Raw genomic sequence first — 21,079 nt, 5'->3', positions numbered from 1 at the left:
CCGGTGAGCCGCGCTCGCCACGCCCTCAGAGAGGTTGTCCATGACGATTCAGGTTCGCGCACTCGCCGGTCTACCGCTCGCGAGGGGCGGACTCGACCGTCACGGCGAGCTCCGTTCCCGACCGGACGTGCTCGACGGGCTGCGGGTCGACCCGAACGCCCGAGCCGTCGTCCTCCGCGGTCGGCGCGCACTCGTGACCGGCGACGCGCTCGACCTCCTGGTTCCCTCGGATCTGCCCGAGCCGGAGCTCATGGTCTACCTCGGAAGCACCGTCGAGGACAGCCCGGGGACGCCACCGGGCACGGACATCCTGCTCTGGGTCCTCGCCGACGCCGACGCCGACGCGATCACCGAGGATGAGGACCGCTGGTTCGACCTCCGTCGGAGCGGACATCGCCTGTCGGACCGCGATGTCGGGATCCTGGCGACGTCGCTCGCCATCGCCGGTTGGCATCGTGCCGAGCCGTTCTGTGCGCACTGCGGCTCGCCGACCACGGTCCGCAACGCCGGCTGGGCGCGGCACTGCCCGGTCGACGGCAACGAGCTCTTCCCGCGCATGGACCCCGCGGTCATCGTCGCCGTCGTCGATCCTCAGGGACGGATCCTGCTCGGGTCGAACGCGATGTGGGAGCACAACCGGTATTCGCTGCTGGCCGGGTACGTCGATGCCGGCGAGTCCCTCGAGCAGGCCGTCGCCCGCGAGATCTTCGAGGAGTCGGGGATGCGTCTCGGCACGCCCGTCTACCTCGGTTCGCAGCCGTGGCCGTTCCCGCGTTCGCTCATGCTCGGCTTCGTCGCCCCGCTCGCGGCGGATCAGGATCCGGAGGCACTCGTCCCGGACGGCCAGGAGATCCTCGACCTGCGGTGGTTCACGCGGGAGGAACTCGAGGACCCGGCCACCGACGTCATCCTCCCCGGACCGTCGTCGATCGCACGAGCCGTGATCGACGAATGGCTCCGCGGATCCTGGTCTCGATGAGGCGCGGGACCTCCGAGGGTCGACGATGAGCAGCCCGGCCGAACTGCTGGCCGGACTCGACCCCGACCAGGCCGTCGCGGCGGAGGCGCTCCGGGGCCCCGTGTGCATGCTCGCCGGCGCAGGCACCGGCAAGACCCGGGCGATCACCCATCGCATCGCCTACGGCGTCGCGACCGGGACGTACACGGCGTCGCGCGTCATGGCGCTCACCTTCACCAGTCGCGCGGCTGCGGAACTGCGTGGCCGGCTCCGGGCCCTCGGCGCCGAGGGGGTCTCGGCCCGGACCTTCCACGCCTCCGCGCTCTCGCAGCTGAACTTCTTCTGGCCCCAGGTCGTCGGCGGACAGGTTCCCGCGCTCGTCGAGAGCAAGGGCAGGGTCCTCGGGCACGCGGCGGAGCGACTCCGGTTGCGGGTCGACACGGCGACCCTGCGCGACGTGGCGGGCGAGATCGAATGGCGCAAGGTGTCCGGCCTGACCCTCGAGCAGTACGCGGCGTCGAACCGGCCGCTGCCGGCCAAGCTGTCCCTCGAGCAGCTCGTCTCGCTCCAGGAGACCTACGAGCAGTTGAAGGACGAGCGTCGGCGCATCGACTTCGAGGACGTCCTGCTCGCCTGCGCCGGCATGATCGAGACCGAGCCCGCCGTCGCCATGCAGGTGCACGAGCAGTACCGGTTCTTCGTCGTGGACGAGTACCAGGACGTCTCGCCGCTGCAGCACCGTCTCCTCGAACTCTGGTTGGGCGGTCGACGGGACGTGTGCGTCGTCGGCGACGCGAGCCAGACCATCTACTCCTTCGCCGGTGCCCGGTCCGACTATCTGCTCGACTTCCCGACCAGGTATCACGACGCCACGGTCGTCCGGCTCGAGCGCAACTACCGCTCCGCCCCGCCCGTCGTGGCCGCGGCGAACACGCTCATGCGGGGTCGTCCGGGGGCACTGCACCTCTCAGCGGCCACCGCACGCGACGACGAGGGCACCCAGACCGCACGGCCCGAGACGCCGGCGGTCGGCCTGCGGCAGTATCCGAACGAGCTGTCCGAGGCGAGAGGCGTGGCCTCGGAGATCCTCGTGCAGCTGCAGGCGGGCGTCCCGGCCTCGGAGATCGCCGTGCTCTACCGGATCAACGTCCAGGCGGCGGCGTTGGAGACGGCCCTCGGCGAAGCCGGCATCCCCTACGTCATGCACGGCTCCAAGCGCTTCTTCGAGCTGCCCGAGGTGCGGCAGGCCCTGCTCCAGCTCCGCGCGGCCTCCGTCTCGATCAGCGGCGAGCCCCTGTTCAAGTCCGTGAGCGACGTGCTCCGGTCGCTCGGCTGGAGCCAGGACCCGCCCGACGGCGGCGGTGCGGTGCGCGACCGCTGGGAGTCGCTCAACGCGATCATGGGGCTCGTCGACCAGGCGCCGGAAGGCACCTCGTTCCGCGCCTTCACGGATGAGCTGCAACTGCGGCAGGCCGCTCAGCACGAACCGACGGTCGAGGCGGTCACGCTGGCGACGTTGCACTCGGCGAAGGGCCTCGAGTGGGAGGCGGTGCACCTCATCGGGCTCTCCGAGGGATACCTGCCGATCTCCTACGCGAAGCAGTTCGAGCAGGCGGACGAGGAACGGAGGCTCCTCTACGTCGGTATCACGCGTGCCAAGCGGCTGCTCAACCTGTCCTGGTCCGAGACGCAGCAACGCGGTGGTCGACGCGAGCCGTCGCGATTCCTGGCAGAGCTCGGCATGCGCACCTCGAGTGTTCCCGGACGACGCGGCGCCTGACCCCACCGGTAGCGGCGTCGACCACCAGCTGGGTGCTCGCGAGGATGGGCTGGGAAGCGTCGAGATGGCGGATCACCAGGCGGGTCACGCGGGTCGCGACCTCCGCGCCGAGGAGCTGGGTGTCGAGCGGCGAACGGCGGCCGAGGAGCTGGGATGCGACGGCCGGCCAGGTCGGATCGTCGTCGGTGCGGTGCAGCTCCACGCAGTGCAGGCACGGCCCTGAACCGGGTGTCACGAACGGCCCGATCCTGACGACACGATCACTGAAGACGACCGGCAGGTGCGGGACGTCGTCGCGCAGCCAGCGCGTGTACCGACTCGGCGGGATGACGAAGTCGGCGAAGAGGACGGCGACGTCGACGTGGTCGGGCTGCGGCCCGGGTTCCGTCGACACGGACTCCGGCGGCAGGAGTCCGACCGCCTCCTGCTCGGAGAGGAGGCGTCGGACGAGCTCGGCCGCCGGGCTCGCGCCGTCCACGACGACCCGGTGCGTCATGGCGGTTCCGGAGGTGGGGCCGCGGTGCTCGATCACCGGGTCGAGTGTCGAGAGGACGCGATCGAACTCCTGGGCCGGGATGTCGAACGCGTCCGGCAGTCGTCGTTCGACCAGGTCAGGGAAGCCGGCACGCAGTGCCGCGACGACCTGCTCGGTCTCGGTCCGGACGCTCTCGAGCACGACCGCTTCATCGACGCCCACCTGCAGGCTGTGCGGGGTCCGCCAGAGCAGTGGTCTCCTGGGATCGAGGCGCGTCGTCATCCATCGATGATGGCGGGTCGACGACCGGTCGCGTCGGCACTGTCCACAGCCCGCCCGGTAGGACGAGCTGTGGAGCGTCGCCGTGGGTCAGACCGGGGGGCCGCCGGCACCGTTCGGGCCGGAGGGCTCCGAACCGGGCTCGTCGTCGTGCTGGTCGCCGCGTTCCTCGCCACGGAGGAGGTCTTCGAGCGCGAGATCCATCTCGTCCTGCTCCGGACGCTCACCCCTGGCCTCGGCTTCGAGGCGCGCGATGAGGGCCTCCGGGGCGTCGATGTCGGCTGCGGTGGGCACGAGGTCGGGGTGCGACCACAGGGCGTCGCGCTGTGCGGTACCGACGGCGTCGGTGACCTGCTGCCACATCTGCGCAGCCTCACGCAGCCGACGGGGGCGCAGTTCGAGTCCCACGAGTGCACCCAGGGCCTGTTCGGCCGGCCCACCGGCGGCGCGGCGTCGGCGGACGGTCTCCGCGATGGCCGCGGAGCGGGGGAGACGCTCGGTGGCTGCCGCGGTGACCACGTCGACCCAGCCCTCGATGAGGGCGAGCGTCGTCTCGAGTCGAGCGAGGCTCGCGTCCTGCGCTTCGGTTCGGGCGGGGATGAGCGCTCCGCTCGTCATGGCCTCGCGGAGTTCCTCGGGGTTCGACGGGTCGAAGCTCTCGGCGAGTTCCTCGAGTCGCTCGGTGTCGATCCGGATGCCGCGCGCGAAGTCGGTGATCGAGGAGATGAGGTGCAGGCGGAGCCAGCGGGCGTGGCGGAAGAGTCGTGCGTGCGCGAGTTCACGGACCGCGAGGTAGATCTGGACCTGATCCGCCGGGATGTCGAGACCCTCGCCGAAGTCGGCGACGTTCTGGGGCACCAGGGCTGCCTCGTTGTCGTCGAGCAGTGGGATGCCGATGTCGCCGCCGGAGACGACCTCCTTGGAGAGCTGACCGACGACCTGTCCGAGCTGCATCGCGAAGAGCGTGCCGCCGATGCCGCGGACGAGCTGTCCGGCGTTCGCGATCATGCTCGACAGCTCCTCGGGCGCGCGTTCCGTGAGCACGCCGGTCAGGGCGTTCGCGATGTTCGTGGCCACCGGCTCGGCGAGCTGCGTCCAGAACGGCATGGTCTTCGTGGCCCAGCGGGTCCTCGTGTACAGGGCCGGTTCGCTCGACAGCTCGGCCACGTCGGTGACGTCGGCGAGCCACAGGGAGGCGATGTGGAACGCCTGCTCGAACGCCGCACGCTGCTCGGGCGTCGTGTCCTGGGAGCCGTCCCCGGCGATGGTCTTCGCCTGCTGGAGCGAGGTGTCCCAGTTGATGCCGTCCCCGCCGGAGCGGAGTGCGCCCTGGAGCTGCGACATGAGCGCAGCGAGACTGGCCGGATCGCTGGGGAGGCCGGCGGCGCCGGCGAGCTGGCTCGGGTCGAACGAACCGTTGCCGGAGAGGAGCTCGCGGAGCATGTCGCGGAACTCGTCCTCCGGACTCTTGTCGGAATCCTCTGGCACGTCAGCCGCCTCTCAGATAGCTCGGTGCTGGGCCTTCTACGCTAGTCGCACCTCGCTGAAGAATCGCCGGGGTATGGTTGGTCGGGTTTCCGCCCACCGCGAACACTCCGGAAGGCTTGCATGTCGCTCTTCGCCGATGAGGCTCCCACCGCTTCGGCGCCGACCGGTCAGGGTCGCAATCGTCGCGCCCGGTTCGGGTGGATCGTGCTCAGCCTCTCGCTCGTCCTCCTCGGAGTGCTGTCGGCGGTACCCGCGCCGTACGTCATCGAACAGCCGGGTCCCGTGTTCAACGTGCTGGGTACGACCGAGGGCGACGACGGCGACGTCCCGCTCATCGAGGTCCACGACGAGCAGACTTACGACACCGGCGGCACGCTCGACATGCTGACGGTCCAGCTGGTCGGGAATCCGCAACGGAGCCCGGGCTGGCTCGACATCGTCTCGGCCTGGTTCGACCCGAGCCGCGCCGTCGTGCCGATGGACCTCTACTTCCCGCCCGGCGTCACGACCGAGCAGCGCGACGAGCAGAACGCGACCCTCATGGTCGATTCGCAGCAGGACTCGGTCGCGGCGGCGTTGCGCGAGCTCGGATACGAGGTCCCCGAGCACATCGTGGTGGCACAGATCGCGGAGGGCGCCCCCGCGCAGGGTGTGCTGCAGCTCGACGACGAGATCGTCGCGGTCGACGGTACGCCGGTGACCGGCCTGGCCGGTCTGCGGGACGCGATCAACGCCAACGGCACGGACAAGCCGGTCACGCTCGACATCGTGCGCGGGGGAGCGGCGAGCTCCGTCGAGATCACGCCGACGACCGCGACCGCGTCCGACGGGACGACCTCGACCGTGATCGGCATCGGTACCAAGACCACCTACGACCTCCCCGTCGACATCACCATCCAGCTCGACAACGTCGGCGGCCCGAGCGCCGGGATGATGTTCGCGCTCGGCATGATCGACCTGCTCACTCCGGGTGAGCTGAACGGAGGCAAGGACGTCGCCGGGACCGGGACGATCGACGCCGACGGCAACGTCGGCGCGATCGGCGGCATCCGGCAGAAGCTGTTCGGCGCGAAGGACGCCGGGGCCGAGTGGTTCCTCGCGCCGGAGAGCAACTGCGACGAGGTCGTCGGACACGTTCCCGACGGGTTGACGGTCTTCGCCGTGAAGACCCTCGACGATTCGCTCGCAGCGCTCAAGGCCATCGCCGACGGAGCCGACACGAGCAAGCTGCCCACCTGCTCGGCCGGTTGAACGCTTCGGGCGCTCTCCCAGCCCGGCCGCTTTAGGATGGGTGTGACGACCCCTATCTGAAGAGGCCACACGTGACATCCGCAGCAGCAGAGAAGCCCCTGTCCACTCAGCGCCGACGCGCCCCGATCGCGATCACGGTGGCGATCATCGCCGCGCTCCTGATCGGGTTCTTCGTGTTCTCGGGGTTCTACGCCGACCTGCTGTGGTTCCAACAGCTCGGCTTCACCGAGGTCCTGACCACGCAGTGGATCGCGGCGATCGCCATGTTCCTCGTCGGGTTCGTGGGTATGGCCCTGCCCGTGTGGCTCGCGATCGAGATCGCCTACCGGACACGCCCGGTGTACGCGAAGCTCAGCTCCCAGGTCGACCGCTACCAGCAGGTCGTGGAGCCGCTGCGCCGACTCGCGACCTACGGTATCCCCGCGCTGTTCGGCCTCTTCGGGGGTGTCGCCGCCGCTTCGCGCTGGCAGCTGGTCCTGCTCTGGATGAACGGCACGCCCGCAGGCACCAAGGACCCGCAGTTCAACCTCGACGTCTCGTTCTATCTCTTCGACCTGCCGTTCTTCCAGGCCGTGGTCGCCTTCTCCTCGGCGGTCGTCCTGATCGCCCTGATCGCCACCGCCGTCGTCACCTACCTCTACGGAGGCATCCGGGTGGTCAGCCGCGAGGTCTGGATCTCGATGGCGGCCCGCGTACAGATCTCGGTGCTCGCCGCGCTGTACCTCATCCTGCAGGCCGTCAGCCTCTGGCTTGACCAGTACACGACCCTGAACGACACCGGCACGCTCATCACCGGAGCCTCGTACACCGATGTCGCCGCGACCATCCCCGGTCGGGTGATCCTCGCCGGGATCGCGCTCATGGTCGCCGTCCTGTTCGTCGTCACCGCGTTCACCGGCCGCTGGCGTCTGCCGCTCGTCGGCACCGCGCTGCTCATCGTCGCGTCGCTCATCGTCGGCAGCCTCTACCCGTGGATCGTCCAGCGCTTCCAGGTGGAGCCGAACGCCAAGAGCCTCGAGACGCCGTACATCAAGCGGAACATCGACATGACGCGCGACGCCTACGGGATCGCCGGTGTCGAGGAGGAGGAGTATGCGGCGACCACCGACGCGACCCCCGGTGCGCTCCGTCAGGACGCCGAGACCACGGCGAACATCCGGATCATCGACCCGTCGCTCGTGAGCGCCTCCGTGGCCCAGCTGGAGCAGTTCAAGCAGTTCTACTCCTTCGACAAGCAGCTCGACGTCGACCGCTACAACATCGACGGCAAGACGCAGGACGCCGTCGTCGCGGTCCGCGAACTCAACGTCGCCGGTCTCGACAACTCGCAGTCGTGGATCAACAACACGGTGGTGTACACCCACGGGTACGGGCTGGTCGCCGCCTACGGCAACCAGCGCTCGGCCTCCGGCGAGCCGGTCTTCCTCGAGTCCGGCATCCCCACCACCGGCTCGCTCGGCGATTTCGAGCCGCGCGTGTACTTCGGCGAGCAGTCGCCCGACTACTCCATCGTCGGTGCCCCCAAGGGCTCCGACCCGGTGGAACTCGACTATCCGTCGGGCACCCAGGGCGAGTCGCAGACCTACACCACCTTCGACGGCGACGGCGGGCCCAAGCTCGACAACGTCTTCAAGAAGCTCGTCTACGCCCTGAAGTTCCAGTCCGAGCAGATCTTCCTGTCGGACTCCGTGAACAGCAAGTCGCAGATCCTCTACGACCGCGACCCGCTCACCCGGGTCCAGAAGGTCGCTCCCTACCTGACGCTCGACTCCGACCCCTACCCGTCGGTGGTGGACGGTCAGATCGTCTGGATCGTCGACGGATACACGACGAGCGCCAGCTACCCGTACTCGAAGACCGTGAGCCTGTCGGACACCATCTCCGACTCGGTCACGCCGGCGCAGAACTACGCACTCGACGACGTCAACTACATCCGGAACTCGGTGAAGGCGACCGTCAACGCGTACGACGGCAAGGTCACGCTCTACAGCTGGGACGACCAGGACCCGATCCTCAAGACCTGGCAGAAGGTGTTCCCGTCGACGGTCAAGCCGATGTCGGACATGTCCGGCGAGCTGATGAGCCACGTGCGGTACCCGGCCGACCTCTTCAAGGTCCAGCGCTCGGTGCTCGGTCAGTACCACGTCACCAACGCCGGTTCGTTCTACTCGAGTGAGGACGCCTGGGTCACCCCCAACGATCCGCAGTCGACCGACACGAACAAGACCTATCAGCCGCCCTACTACCTGACGATGCAGTTGCCTGGCCAGGAGTCTCCCTCCTTCTCGCTGTACTCGACGTTCATCCCTCGTCAGGGCGGTGAACAGTCGCGGAACGTGCTCACCGGCTACCTCGCGGTCGACGCGAACGCCGGCGCCGAGGACGGTAAGCGGAGTTCCGACTACGGCAAGATCCGACTGCTGACCCTCCCGAAGGACGACACCGTGCCGGGCCCTGGTCAGGTGCAGAACACCTTCGACTCCGACCCGAGCGTGTCGAGCCAGATCAACATCCTGAAGCAGGGTCAGACCGAGGTGCTGAACGGCAACCTGCTGACGGTGCCCGTCGGAGGTGGGCTGCTGTACGTCCAACCGGTGTACGTGAAGTCCACGGGCGACACGAGCTTCCCGCTGTTGCAGAAGGTGCTCGTGGCCTTCGGCGACAAGATCGCGTTCGAGGACACCCTCGACGAAGCGCTCGACGTCCTGTTCGGTGGAGACTCGGGTGCCGACGCCGGTGACACGAACGTGCCGGGAGACAGCACCACACCCCCGACGGACGGCACGGACACCGGAGGCGGCACCGACGGTGGAACGACCCCGAGCACGGGCGACCCGACGGTCGACGCTCAGATCAAGACGCTCCTCGACCAGGCGAAGGCTGCGATGGTCGAGAAGGACGCCGCGATGGCGAGCGGCGACTGGGCTGCTTACGGGGTGGCGGACAAGAAGGTGTCGGACGCTCTCGCGCAGGCTCTCGCGCTGCTGAACGGCTGATTCCGAGCCCACGATCTGAACGGCGTCGCCCTGACGGGCGACGCCGTTCGGCGTTCCAGGGGGAGGGATTCTGCCGGCGACGGGGTCCTTGGCCGTACGCGATTTGCACGGCCCCAGAATGCATGCTAGGTTTATCTCTTGTGCCGCAGGGTGGAGCAGTTCGGTAGCTCGCTGGGCTCATAACCCAGAGGTCGTAGGTTCAAATCCTGCCCCTGCAACAGAAAAGATGAAATCCCGGTCTCCTCGAGACCGGGATTTCGTCGTTTGCGGAGAAGTATGGTCTGGAACGACTCGGTCCCTGAGCTTGTCGAAGGGCGGTCGGGTCGGGGCACTTCGACAGGCTCAGTGACCGGGTGTGGGTGGCCCGGGCTCGAGGGTCAGTCGAGCGCTGCAACCGGGAGGCCGAACGCTGCTGCCACGCCGGCGTTGGTGACCGCACCCGCGTGGACGTTGACGCCCGCGCGGAGCGCTGCGTCGGCGCCCACCGCTTCTCCCGTGCCCTGGTCGGCGATGGCGAGTGCGTACCGGAGGGTGGCGTTGGTCAGCGCGCGTGTCGAGGTCTCCGGGACGGCGCCGGGCATGTTGGCCACGCAGTAGTACAGGCTGTCGTGGACCCGGAACGTCGGGTCGTCGTGCGTCGTCGGCCGGGAGCCCTCGAAGCAGCCGCCCTGGTCGATCGCGATGTCGACGAGTACCGAGCCGGGTTTCATGTCCGCCACCATGGCGTCGGTGACGAGCTTCGGGGCCTGAGCCCCGGGGATGAGGACCGAGCCGATGACGAGGTCGGCGTCGCGGAGCTGCTCCGCGATCTCGTACGCCGATGACGGTCTGGTCTGGATCTGCCCGCTGAAACGGTTCTCCAGCTCGCGCAGGCGAGGGATGGAGATGTCGATGATCGTGACGTCCGCCTGCATGCCGAGCGCGTTGGCCGCGGCGTGCTCGCCCGCGACCCCGCCGCCGATGACGACGACCTTCGCCTTGGGGGTTCCGGGCACGCCGCCCAGGAGGATTCCGCGTCCGCCGGTGGCTCGCATGAGGTGGTACGCGCCGACCTGCGTCGACAGTCGTCCCGCGACCTCGCTCATCGGCTGCAGGAGCGGCAGGGAGCGATTGGGGAGTTGGACGGTCTCATAGGCGATCGCGGTGGTCCCAGAGGCGAGCAGGGCGTCGGTGAGGGGTCGGTCCGCTGCGAGGTGCAGGTAGGTGAAGAGCGTCTGGTCGGCCCGCAGGAAGCCGTACTCGGCGGCGACGGGCTCCTTCACCTTGAGCAGGAGGTCGCCCGCCGCCCATACGGAGGCCGCATCGGCGGCGATGGTCGCGCCGGCGGCGCGATACGCTTCGTCGGGATTGCCGGACCCGAGGCCGGCGCCCGCCTGGACGACGACCTCATGGCCGTGTCGGACGAGTTCGTGGACGCCGCCGGGCGTCGCCGCCACCCGGTTCTCGTTGTTCTTGATCTCCGTGGGGATGCCGATTCGCATGGCTGGTTCCTCTCGCAGGCTGGGCCAAGGCTCGGCTCTCCCGCTCGTCGGTGGACGGTGTGCGACTATTCTGAGGTTGCTGCGTTTCAGGCTCATGAACACCGCAGCTTTCACGGAATCTTCCCCAAAAATCGCCGATGATTCGGACAAGATCGAGAGCAGGCGCAGCATGACGAACAATCTGCATAGCAGTGCGGACCTCGACGACGTCGATCACGCACTCCTGCGGCTCCTCCAGGAGAACGCGCGCATGACGAACGCCCGCATGGCGGAGCTCGTCGGCATCGCGCCCTCGACGTGCGTCGCCCGGGTGCGGTCGCTCGTCGATCGCGGCGTGATCACGGGGTTCTCGGCGCGTATCGATCCGGTCGCGGTCGGGCTCGGTCTCGAGGCGCTCATCAGCGTCAACATCAGGGCAGGAGCTCGAGCCCGTATCGCCGAGTTCAGCGCCGGCATCCGACAGCTCCCGGAAGTCGTGCAGGTGTTCTTCCTCGGTGGCTCCGAGGACTTCGTCATCCATCTCGCGGCGCGGGACAGCGCCCACATCCGCGACTTCGTCGTCGAGCACCTGTCGGCGGATCCGACGGTCGCCTCGACGCGCACGAGTCTGGTGTTCGATCACTCGTTTATCGGCGTCGCGGTGGGGGAGTGACGGTGATCCGCGGCTGTACCGGCCGGGTGAAGGTCACGAACGCATAACGAAGGACTCGAACGGAAAACCCTGACCATGTTCGGTTTTGCCACGGAGGCCGTGCGTGATGTCCGCCTTTTGGGGGATCGTCGATTAGCCAGCAGCTGTGAGTTTCGTTAGCGTTGTCGACGGCCCGCAAGGGCTGACCCACGTAACCGCGTCCCGCCCCCTGTCGCCCCGTGACGGCGTGCTGGACGTACGGTCGAACGCCACGCGGTAGCCGTTGTCGCCCCACGTGATCCGAGCCCGCGCGCTGTCCATCAGTGCGCCGATGGGGCGGATCGAGAGCCGTTCGACCCGGCCTGACGATCGACAGGAAGAGCGCACCGCGGTTCCGCGTGCGCTTCCAGGAGAACACATGACCGAAACGATTGCCGTCTCCGCGACGGGACTGTACAAGGTCTTCGGCAGGAAGCCGAAGGAAGCCGTGAAACGCCTGCAGGCCGGTGCCTCGCGTGACGAACTCGCCTCCGGCGGGACCACCGCAGCCGTCATCGACGCCTCGTTCGAGGTGAAGCGGGGCGAGATCTTCGTCGTGATGGGCCTCTCCGGCTCGGGCAAGTCGACGCTGATCCGGATGCTCAACGGCCTGCTCGAGCCGACGGCGGGCACCGTGACCATCGCCGGGAAGCCGATCTCGGGGGTGTCCTCGAAGCAGCTGCGTGCGGTCCGACAGGACGACATCTCGATGGTCTTCCAGCACTTCGCCCTGCTGCCGCACCGCACAGTGCTCGAGAACGCCGCCTATGGACTCGAGGTGAAGGGTGTGCCGGCCGCTGAACGACGCGAGCGGGCCCAGTCCGTCGTCGAGCGCGTCGGGCTCGCAGGCTGGGAGGACAAGCTCCCGGGCCAGCTCTCCGGCGGGATGCAGCAGCGCGTCGGCCTCGCCCGCGCACTCGCCTCGGACACCGACATCCTCCTCATGGACGAGGCGTTCTCCGCGCTCGATCCCCTCATCCGCCGCGAGATGCAGGAGCAGCTCGTCGAGCTGCAGGCCGAGCTCGGTAAGACCATCGTGTTCATCACCCACGACCTCAACGAGGCGATGTTCCTCGGCGACCGGATCGCCGTCATGCGTGACGGCCGGATCGTCCAGGTCGGCACCCCGAACGACATCCTGACCGACCCGGCGAACGACTACGTCGCCCAGTTCGTCCAGGACGTCGACCGCGCCCGCGTCCTGACCGCCGGTGGCGTGATGGAACCCGCGCGCTCCGTCGTCTCCGCGTCCGCCGGACCCCGGGCTGCCCTGCGCATCATGCGCGACCTGCAGACCTCGACCGCCTTCGTGGTCGGTCCGGGCCGGCAGCTCCTCGGCGTCGTCCGCGACAAGGACGTGCTGCGTCTCGTCCGGGCGGGCGACCACCAGCTCGGGAGCGTCATCACCGCCGACCTCGCCACGGTCTCGCCGGAGGCGGCACTCGTCGACCTCTTCGAGTCCGCCGTCGAGAGTGCCCTGCCCGTCGCCGTCGTGGACGAGCGGACGCGCCTGCTCGGCGTCGTCCCGCGGGTGACCCTGCTCGCCGCCGTCGGCAACGTCCCGACCAACACGGACGAGATCAGCCTCGTCGGGCCGCCGGCGACGGTGCCCGTCGAGCTCATCACGGCGACCCTCCGGTCGACCGCGGAGGACCCGCAGCACCCCGACGACGTGACCTCGTCGATCGAGACCAGCGCCGCCGAACCGGCAGCGAGCCTGCCGGAAGGGAGTGTCCGATGAACGGCATCCGTCTCCAGTCGTCCGGGTTCCTGGACGCCATCACCCGCCCAGAGATCGGTGCGTGGGTCGAAGCCTTCGTCGACTTCATCACCGACGTCTTCCAGCCCGTCTTCGACGTCATCCGGAGCGTTTTCCAGGGGCTGTACGACGGCGTCGACCTCGTGCTCAGCGGTCCGCCGTTCTGGGTGATCATCATCGTCGCCGCGCTGCTGGCCTTCGTCGCACGGGGCCCGGTGTTCGCCGTCGGCTCCGCGGTCGGGCTGCTGATCATCGTCGGCGTCGAGCAGTGGGACAACGCGATGGACTCGCTCTCGCTCGTGCTCGTGGCCGGTCTCATCGCCATCGTGATCGGGATCCCACTCGGCATCCTGGCGGCCCGCTCAAAGGTCGCATCGTCGATCATCCGCCCGTTGCTCGACTTCATGCAGACGACTCCTGCGTTCGTGTACCTCATCCCCGCGCTCATCCTGTTCCGCATCGGCGTCGTCCCGGGCATCGTCGCGACGATCGTCTTCGCGCTGGCCCCGGCAGTCCGGCTCACGGAACTCGGGATCCGCAACGTCGACCGCGAGGTCGTCGAGGCCGGCAACGCGTTCGGTGCTTCCTCCTGGCGGATCCTGCGCCAGATCCAGCTGCCGCTCGCGATGCCGAACATCATGGCCGGAGTCAACCAGGTCATCATGCTCTCGCTCTCGATGGTCGTCATCGCCGGAATGGTCGGCGCCGGCGGCCTGGGAGGCGACGTCGTCAAGAGCCTCTCCCGGATCGACATCCAGCTCGGTTCCGAAGCGGGCTTGTCGGTCGTCATCCTGGCGATCTTCCTGGACCGTCTCACCGCCTCCCTCGGCGGCGGTCGCAAGCAGCGCGGCAAGCGTACGAAGGCTGCCCCGGCCTCGCCCGCCGGGATCCGCCCGGCACCGGCCGCAAGCACCACGACGACCGACAGCACCGCCTCAGGCGAGGAGCAGCGCACCCCCGCCGAGTCGCCGACCGCCGTGCGGTGACCCACCGGCACACAGCTTTCCATCCGACGACACCGATCCCCGCGTCACGCGGGACGAAAGGAATCATCGAACATGCAGTACCGCACCAAGATCGCAACCACCATCGCAGCGGGGGCGGCGGCGACGCTCGCCATCTCCGGCTGCTCCGCCGGCGCCGCTGATGAGACGCTCGAGAACGGCGACAAGCAGGCGGTGACCATCGCCGTGTTCAGCGGCTGGGACGAGGGCATCGCGGCCTCCGAGCTGTGGAAGGCCGTGCTCGAGGAGCAGGGCTACGACGTCACCCTCGAGGAGGCGGAGCCCGCCCCGGTGTTCTCCGGCCTCAGCACCGGTGACTACGACCTGACGCTCGACGTCTGGCTGCCGACGACCCACGCGAGCTACATCGAGAAGTTCGGTGACGACGTCGTCGACCTCGGCGCCTGGAACACCGACGCCAAGCTCACGATCGCCGTCAACGAGGACGCCCCTGTCGACTCGCTCGAGGACCTCGCGGCCAACGCGGACCTCTTCGACAGCCGCCTCGTCGGCATCGACCCCGGTGCCGGACTCACGGAGGCGACCCAGGACAAGGTCATCCCCGAGTACGGCCTCGACGACTGGGAGTTCCTGACTTCGGGCACCCCGGCGATGCTGTCGGAGCTGAAGGCCGCGACCGACGCCGGTGAGAACATCGCCGTCACGCTGTGGCGTCCGCACTGGGCCTACGACGCGTTCCCGATCAAGGACCTCGAGGACCCGAAGGGCGCGCTCGGGGACGCCGAAGGCATCCACAGCTTCGGCAAGGCCGACTTCGCGGACGAGTACCCGACGCTCGCCGGGTGGCTGAAGGACTTCGACTTCGACTCGGAGCGACTGTTCTCGCTCGAGAACGCGATGTTCAACGAGGGTGACTCGAAGGACTACGCGCCGGTCGTCAAGCAGTGGATCAGCGACAACCAGGAGTACGTGGACTCGCTCACCAAGTAGCGGATCGATGAGACGACGGGCACCGGAGCGATCCGGTGCCCGTCGTCTCGTGCGTCGGAGCCTCAGCCGCGGAGTCGGGCGAGACCCTCGACTGCCCGCTCCAGGACCTCGACGCGTTTGCAGAACGCGAACCGGACCAGTGACGCGTAGTCCGGGTCGTGCCGGTCGAGGCAGAACGCCGACAGCGGCACCGCCACGACGCCGGCGAGCGCGGGCAGCGCCCGGCAGAACGCCGCAGCATCGTCGAAGCCCAACGGTGCCGCATCGGCCACGATGAAGTAGGTGCCGTCCGGCCGGAAGGTGTCGAAACCGGCGGCTGAGAGGCCCGCGCTCAGGAGGTCCCGCTTGCCGCGCAGGCCGTCGGCGATGGCCGTGAACGAGGCGTCGGGCAGTCGGAGTCCGGTCGCCATCGCCGGCTGGAACGGTGCGCCGTTGACGTAACTGAGGTACTGCTTGACCGTCGAGACGGCCGAGACGAGTTCGCGGGGTCCGGTCAACCAGCCGATCTTCCACCCGGTCGTGCTGAAGGTCTTGCCACCGGATGAGATCGTGAGTGTGCGTCCGGCGGCACCCGGCAAGGTCGCGATCGGAACGTGCCGGACGTCGAAGGTCAGGTGCTCGTAGACCTCGTCGGTCACGATGATCGCATCGTGGCGCTCCGCCAACTCGGCGACCAGGTCGAGCGTCGCGTGGTCGAGGACGGTGCCGGTCGGGTTGTGCGGTGTGTTGACCAGAATGACCCTGGTCCGGTCGGTGACGGCGGCGCGGAGCTCGTCCGGGTCCGCCTGGAAGTCGGGTGCGCGCAGCTTGACCGTCCGGTGCCGCCCACCGGCGAGGGCGATGAGTCCGCCGTACGCGTCGTAGAACGGCTCGAAGGTCACGACTTCGTCGCCGTGCTCGACGAGGGCGAGCAGGGTCGCGGCGAGCGCCTCGGTCGCTCCGGCGGTGACGAGCACCTCTCCCTGCGGGTCTGGCTGGAGACCGTAGAACCGTCGCTGGTGCTCGCTGATCGCGGTGCGGAGGTCGAGGGTGCCCGGGCCGGGCGGGTACTGGTTCTCGCCGCGCTCGATGGCCGCGACCGCCTCGGCGAGGACTGCCTCGGGTCCGTCCTCGTCGGGGAACCCCTGGCCGAGGTTGACGGCTCCGGTCTGCAGCGCGAGCGCGCTCATCTCCGCGAAGATCGTCGACGAGACGTGTCCGTCCTCGTCGACGAGGCCGGCGCCTTCGGCGGTGCGCCGCCAGGGTCCGTCAACCACCATGTCGATATCCTTCCGTGGCCGCGGGCGCGGGCCGCTCCCAATCTAGGACACCGTGCGCAGGTCCTTACGGCGAAGCCCTAGCCGGCGCACAGCGGGCGCGAATGAAACACTCAGCTCAGCACGGGAAGCTGACTGCGCTTGGAAGGAGCAGAATCGCCATGACCGACACCGCAGACGGACAGCACCCCGCCGAACACCCCCAGTCCACCCCGAACGGTGAGACCGCGCCGCAGTCCGCGCCCGCTGAGCAGGCGGGCGGCACCGTGCCTCCCGCGGGCGAGGCACGGCCGTCGACCTCAGGAGCGTACTTCCCGCCCCCGACCGCGATGCCACCGATCGCACCGCCCGCCGGTCAGCCGACGCAGCAGCCGTACGGCGCGGCCCAGCAGGGCTCGCCGTACCAGCAGGCGCCGCAGCACCCGTCCGCAGCCTTCTCCCGTCAGCAGCAGCCGAACCCGTACGCCGCGTACCAGCAGCCCACCGGTCAGCAGCCCACGGCACAGCCGCAGCCTGGTCAGCAGCACGGTCCCTACGGTGCGTCCCCGTACGCCCAGCAGCCGACCGGGCAGCACCCCGGTGTCCCGACGCCTCCGGCAGCGCGCACGAAGAAGACCAACCGCCCGCTGGCGGGCATGGTCGCGATGCTCGCCGTCGGCGCCCTCATCGGAGGAGCGTCCGGCGCCGGGGCGACGCTCTGGGTCACGAACGCGACGAAGTCGAGTGTCTCGAGCAACGAGGCGGGCTCGAAGGCGTTCACCATCAACGACGACGCCGACGTCAGCCTGACCACGGCCATCGCCGCGACGGCCGGACCGAGCGTCGTGACCCTCTCGGTCCAGGGCGGGCAGAGCGCCGGCACCGGCTCGGGGATCATCCTCAGCAAGGACGGTTACGTCCTGACGAACACGCACGTGGTCACCCTGGACGGCCAGGTCGCCGACCCGACCATCCGGGTCACCGATGCGAACGGCAAGCTGTACAACGCCAAGATCGTCGGCACGGACCCGATCTACGACCTGGCGGTCATCAAGCTCGAGGACGCCTCGGGTCTCAGCCCGATGGAGTTCGCGAACTCCGACAAGCTCAACGTCGGCGAGACGGCCGTCGCGATCGGTGCGCCGCTCGGACTGGCAGGAACCGTCACCGACGGCATCGTCAGCGCCCTCAACCGGAGCATCACCGTCGCCTCCTCTGCCGTTCCGGACTCCGGATCGAGCGACGACGGCGGGTCCGGCGACTCGAACGGCGACAACCAGAGCCCCTGGAACTTCGACGTGCCGGGGCAGACCACCCCGACCGCGCCGACCTCCTCGATCTCCATCGCGGTCATCCAGACCGACGCGGCGATCAACCCCGGCAACTCGGGTGGCGCGCTCGTCGACGGCACCGGCAAGCTCATCGGGGTCAACGTCGCGATCGCGAGCGCCGGAAGCACCGACTCGTCGTCGCAGAGCGGCAGCATCGGTGTCGGCTTCGCCATCCCGGCGAACATCGCCAAGCGCGTCTCGGACGAGATCATCAAGACGGGCAAGGCGACCCACGGCCTGCTCGGTGCGACCGTGAAGGACGCCTCGAGCGACGCCAAGAGCACGGTCGCCGGCGCGCTCATCGACAAGGTCACCGACAACGGCGCCGCGCAGGCCGCGGGTCTGAAGTCCGGGGACATCGTCACCGAGTTCAACGGCGTCCCGGTCACCGGTGCGAACGACCTGACCGCTCAGGTGCGGGCGCTCGCGGCGGGGGCGACGGCGAAGCTCACCTTCACCCGCGGCAACGACTCGCAGACCGCCGAGGTCACGCTCGGCGAGCTCGCGCTCTGACACCCGGGGCGTCACGCCCCGGAGGACGCCCGCACGGCCTCCGTGCGGGCGTCCTCCGCGTCCGGGCCACCCCGACGACCGGCTGCTAGGCTCGATCGAACGAAACACGGAGTGAACCCCCATGTCGAACGACACAGGCCAGGCCGACGCACCGTCGTCGCCCGGAGTCTCCTACGTGATGCCGGTGTTGAACGACGTCCGACACGTCAGAGCAGCTGTCGACAGCCTCCTGGCGCAGGACTACGCCGGCGACGTGGAGATCACGATCGCCGTCGGGCCGAGCATCGACGGCACGACCGAGCTCGTCCGAGAGCTCCAGGCGGCCGACCCCCGCATCCACGTGCTGGAGAACCGCGTCGGGTCGACCCCGGCCGGGCTCAACCTGGCGATCGCCGCGTCGACGCATCCGATCGTCATCCGGGTCGACGCCCACTCGGAGCTGCCCGACGACTACGCGCGTCTCGCGGTCGAGACCATGCTCCGCACGGGGGCGCAGAACGTGGGCGGCATCATGGACGCCCAGGGACGCACGAGCTTCGAGACGGCGGTGGCGCGGGCGTACGGCTCGCGTGTCGGACTCGGTGGCACACCCCACCACGTCGGCGGTCGAGAGGGGCCCGCCGACACGGTCTACCTCGGCGTCTTCGACCGCGAGATGCTCATGCGGGTGGGCATGTTCGACGAGCGCATCAAACGCGGACAGGACTGGGAGCTCAACCGCCGGATCAAGCAGGCCGGCGGCCTCGTCTGGTTCACGCCCGCGTTGCGCGTCGTCTACCGCCCGCGTGCGAGCATGCGCGCCCTGGCGCGACAGTTCTTCTCCACCGGACTCTGGCGCGGCGAACTCAGCCGGAGTTTCCCCACCCGCGGCACGCTCCGCTACTTCGCGCCACCGGTCCTGGTGCTCGGCATCGTGCTCGGCACGCTGCTCGGGCTCGGAGGCCTGGTCCAGCTGGGGGCGGGTGCGACACCGTGGCTGCTCCTCGGGTTCGCGGCCCCCATCGCCTATGCGGCCATCGTGCTGCTCGCGAGCATCGTCGTCACCGGGCGGGACGGGATACGCACGAGCCTCTGGATGCTCGCCGTCCTGCCGTGCATCCACTTCTGCTGGGGCACCGGGTTCGTGCTCGGCTACGGCTCGCTCGCGAAGGGCATCTCCGCGCTGCGCAATCCACCGAAGGCGGTCTAGATGTCGGATCCCAGCACGGCCGGAACCGGGCCGAGGCTCACGCCCCCGCGGACGATCGCCGAACTCCGTGCCGTGGCGCAACCGCCGGAGGTCCGTGCGCGGAAGAACGCCGAGCACTGGACCGCCGACCTCTACCTGCGAGACCTGTCGCCGTACATCACGTGGTTGCTGCTGCGCACGAGCATCAGCGCGAACGGCGTGACGGGTCTGATGATCCTGACCGGGTGGGCGACGGCCGCCGCGCTCCTCATCCCCGGATTCGGCGGTCCGGCCCTCGCACTCGTGCTCGGGCAGACGCAGATGCTCGTCGACTGCTGCGACGGCGAGGTCGCGCGTTGGCGGCGGACGTCGAGTCCGGCAGGTGCGTTCCTGGACTCCGTCGGCCACTACTCCACCGAGTCACTCATCGCGATCGCGCTCGGTGTCCGTGCCGCCGCGTGGCCGGTGGATGCGCCCGAGGACCTGGTCTGGATCACCCTCGGATTCGCGCTCGCGCTGTTCGTCGTGCTCAACAAGGCGCTGAACGACATGGTGCGGGTCGCCCGCGCCGGCTTCGGGGCGCCGAAGCTCACCTACTCGACCGAGGAGTCGGCGCCGCGCGGGGGACTGCTCGCGACGGCGCGGACGGTGGCGCGGTTCCTCCCGTTCCACCGGCTCTTCCACTCGGTCGAACTCACCATGGTGATCTTCGCCGCTTCCGTGGTCGGTCTGTTCGTCGGCGACGTCGAGGCGATGCGCTGGGTGCTCGCGATCCTCGTACCGCTTGCGCTCCTGACGCTCGTCGGTCATTTCGTCGCGATCGTCTCGTCGAAACGGCTCCACGCGTGATGTCCGGTCCGATCCCGGTCACGCGCTCCGTCGGCGTCGTGGTCCTGACGCAGGGGACCCGCCCGGTCGAGCTCACCGCAGCCGTGGAGAGCGTGCTCGCCCAGCAAGCGGTGGAGCTCGACGTGGTCGTGGTCGGTAACGGCTGGCAGCCGACCGGACTTCCGGACGGCGCTCGAGGCCTGGCCCTGTCCGAGAACCTCGGGATCCCCGCCGGACGCAACCGTGGTGTCGCGGCGGTGCAGGGGGAGTTCGTCTTCTTCCTCGACGACGACGCGACCATCCCGTCCACCACGTTCCTCCGCGACGCCATCGCGATGCTCGACGCGGACCGGTCCATCGGCCTCATCCAGCCCCGGCTCGCCGACGCGGACGGTGCAGCGACGCCGTCCCGCTGGGTGCCGCGAACCCGCGACAAGGACCCCAGGCATTCGAGCGCCGTGTTCTCCTGCCTCGAAGCGGCCGTCCTGCTGCCGCGGTCGGTGTTCGACGCCGTCGGTGGGTGGGCCGACCCGTTCTTCTACGCGCATGAGGGCATCGAGCTCGCCTGGCGGGTCTGGGACCAGGGGAGGCGAGCCTGGTACGAGTCCTCCCTCGAAGCGAACCACCCGGTGACCGAACCGACGAGGCACACCGCCTACTACCGGCTCAACGCGCGGAACCGGGTCTGGCTCGCACGGCGGAACCTCCCCGTACCGCTCATTCCGCTGTACGTGGGCTCCTGGACCGCGATCCAGGTGATCCGGTGGTGGCGGAAGCCGGAGGCCCTCCGCCCCTGGTTCGGCGGCTGGCGTGAGGGCTGGCGGACGGACCCCGGCGAACGTCGCCCACTGCGCTGGCGGACGGTCTGGCGGATGACGCGCGCAGGGCGACCTCCGGTCATCTGAGCGGCGG

The 21,079-nt window shown here is 69.1% G+C and carries 16 protein-coding genes and 1 tRNA gene; 13 read left to right on the top strand and 4 right to left on the bottom strand.

Annotated elements, in window-relative coordinates; genetic code table 11:
- The first annotated feature begins 40 nt into the window (after positions 1-40).
- Together nudC and AC4PMY_RS02050 are read left to right on the top strand one after the other, a co-directional pair.
- Positions 41-979 (top strand): NAD(+) diphosphatase, encoded by a 939-nt coding sequence (gene nudC / locus AC4PMY_RS02055; protein WP_491621881.1) that lies wholly within the window; start codon positions 41-43, stop codon positions 977-979.
- A gap of 25 nt (positions 980-1,004) precedes the next feature.
- The gene (locus tag AC4PMY_RS02050) at positions 1,005-2,738 is read left to right on the top strand and encodes an ATP-dependent helicase (RefSeq protein ID WP_491621880.1); all 1,734 of its coding nucleotides are present in this window, start codon (positions 1,005-1,007) and stop codon (positions 2,736-2,738) included.
- Here AC4PMY_RS02050 and AC4PMY_RS02045 read toward each other — a convergent pair.
- Together AC4PMY_RS02045 and AC4PMY_RS02040 are read right to left on the bottom strand one after the other, a co-directional pair.
- Positions 2,626-3,495: a TOMM precursor leader peptide-binding protein gene (locus tag AC4PMY_RS02045; RefSeq protein WP_491621879.1), complete on the bottom strand. Its 870-nt coding sequence runs from the start codon at positions 3,493-3,495 to the stop codon at positions 2,626-2,628. The genes AC4PMY_RS02050 and AC4PMY_RS02045 overlap by 113 nt on opposite strands.
- An 87-nt stretch (positions 3,496-3,582) precedes the next feature.
- A complete protein-coding gene (locus tag AC4PMY_RS02040) occupies positions 3,583-4,935 on the bottom strand; it encodes a zinc-dependent metalloprotease (RefSeq protein WP_082916189.1) in 1,353 nt (450 codons plus the stop codon).
- 165 nt (positions 4,936-5,100) lie between these two features.
- Between AC4PMY_RS02040 and AC4PMY_RS02035 the strand changes: the two genes are divergently transcribed.
- The 3 genes from AC4PMY_RS02035 to AC4PMY_RS02025 all read left to right on the top strand — a co-directional run bounded on the left by AC4PMY_RS02035 (position 5,101) and on the right by AC4PMY_RS02025 (position 9,445).
- Positions 5,101-6,231: a YlbL family protein gene (locus tag AC4PMY_RS02035; RefSeq protein WP_491621878.1), complete on the top strand. Its 1,131-nt coding sequence runs from the start codon at positions 5,101-5,103 to the stop codon at positions 6,229-6,231.
- Positions 6,232-6,302: 71 nt separating this feature from the next.
- Positions 6,303-9,227, top strand: a complete 2,925-nt coding sequence (locus AC4PMY_RS02030; RefSeq protein ID WP_254773608.1) for a UPF0182 family membrane protein — start codon at positions 6,303-6,305, stop codon at positions 9,225-9,227.
- 144 nt (positions 9,228-9,371) lie between these two features.
- Positions 9,372-9,445: transfer RNA gene (locus tag AC4PMY_RS02025), tRNA-Met, on the top strand.
- 159 nt (positions 9,446-9,604) lie between these two features.
- Here the strand turns inward: AC4PMY_RS02025 and ald are convergent.
- The gene (gene ald, locus AC4PMY_RS02020) at positions 9,605-10,708 is read right to left on the bottom strand and encodes an alanine dehydrogenase (RefSeq protein WP_491621877.1); all 1,104 of its coding nucleotides are present in this window, start codon (positions 10,706-10,708) and stop codon (positions 9,605-9,607) included.
- A 169-nt stretch (positions 10,709-10,877) separates the two neighbouring features.
- Between ald and AC4PMY_RS02015 the strand changes: the two genes are divergently transcribed.
- The 4 genes from AC4PMY_RS02015 (at position 10,878) to AC4PMY_RS02000 (ending at position 15,092) form a co-directional block, all read left to right on the top strand.
- Positions 10,878-11,360 carry an Lrp/AsnC family transcriptional regulator gene (locus AC4PMY_RS02015; protein WP_064296186.1) on the top strand — a complete coding sequence of 161 codons (483 nt, stop codon included), beginning with the start codon at positions 10,878-10,880 and terminating at the stop codon, positions 11,358-11,360.
- A gap of 397 nt (positions 11,361-11,757) precedes the next feature.
- The gene (locus AC4PMY_RS02010; protein ID WP_083397285.1) at positions 11,758-13,119 is read left to right on the top strand and encodes a quaternary amine ABC transporter ATP-binding protein; all 1,362 of its coding nucleotides are present in this window, start codon (positions 11,758-11,760) and stop codon (positions 13,117-13,119) included.
- On the top strand, positions 13,116-14,123 hold the full coding sequence (locus AC4PMY_RS02005) for an ABC transporter permease (protein WP_064296187.1): 1,008 nt from the start codon (positions 13,116-13,118) through the stop codon (positions 14,121-14,123). Before AC4PMY_RS02010 ends, AC4PMY_RS02005 begins: the two co-directional genes overlap by 4 nt.
- Before the next feature lie 72 nt (positions 14,124-14,195).
- Positions 14,196-15,092 carry a glycine betaine ABC transporter substrate-binding protein gene (locus AC4PMY_RS02000; RefSeq protein ID WP_064296188.1) on the top strand — a complete coding sequence of 299 codons (897 nt, stop codon included), beginning with the start codon at positions 14,196-14,198 and terminating at the stop codon, positions 15,090-15,092.
- A gap of 62 nt (positions 15,093-15,154) precedes the next feature.
- On the opposite strand, the gene AC4PMY_RS01995 is transcribed toward AC4PMY_RS02000, so the two are convergent.
- Complete coding sequence (locus tag AC4PMY_RS01995; protein WP_491621876.1) at positions 15,155-16,351, bottom strand: aminotransferase class I/II-fold pyridoxal phosphate-dependent enzyme; 1,197 nt, start codon at positions 16,349-16,351, stop codon at positions 15,155-15,157.
- A gap of 158 nt (positions 16,352-16,509) precedes the next feature.
- Between AC4PMY_RS01995 and AC4PMY_RS01990 the strand changes: the two genes are divergently transcribed.
- The 4 genes from AC4PMY_RS01990 to AC4PMY_RS01975 all read left to right on the top strand — a co-directional run bounded on the left by AC4PMY_RS01990 (position 16,510) and on the right by AC4PMY_RS01975 (position 21,072).
- Positions 16,510-18,171 (top strand): trypsin-like peptidase domain-containing protein, encoded by a 1,662-nt coding sequence (locus tag AC4PMY_RS01990; RefSeq protein ID WP_064296190.1) that lies wholly within the window; start codon positions 16,510-16,512, stop codon positions 18,169-18,171.
- 121 nt (positions 18,172-18,292) lie between these two features.
- Positions 18,293-19,360, top strand: coding sequence for a glycosyltransferase family 2 protein (locus AC4PMY_RS01985; RefSeq protein ID WP_079002155.1), 1,068 nt, complete (start codon positions 18,293-18,295; stop codon positions 19,358-19,360).
- Complete coding sequence (locus AC4PMY_RS01980; RefSeq protein WP_491621875.1) at positions 19,361-20,188, top strand: CDP-alcohol phosphatidyltransferase family protein; 828 nt, start codon at positions 19,361-19,363, stop codon at positions 20,186-20,188.
- Positions 20,188-21,072, top strand: coding sequence for a glycosyltransferase family 2 protein (locus AC4PMY_RS01975; RefSeq protein ID WP_491621874.1), 885 nt, complete (start codon positions 20,188-20,190; stop codon positions 21,070-21,072). The genes AC4PMY_RS01980 and AC4PMY_RS01975 overlap by 1 nt, the downstream gene beginning before the upstream one ends.
- The last annotated feature ends 7 nt before the right edge of the window (positions 21,073-21,079 follow it).

The organism is Plantibacter sp. MDV22-iso1, from assembly GCF_058408345.1.
The sequence above is the reverse complement of the archived record's forward strand: the minus strand, read 5'-3'. Positions and strand labels throughout refer to the sequence as shown.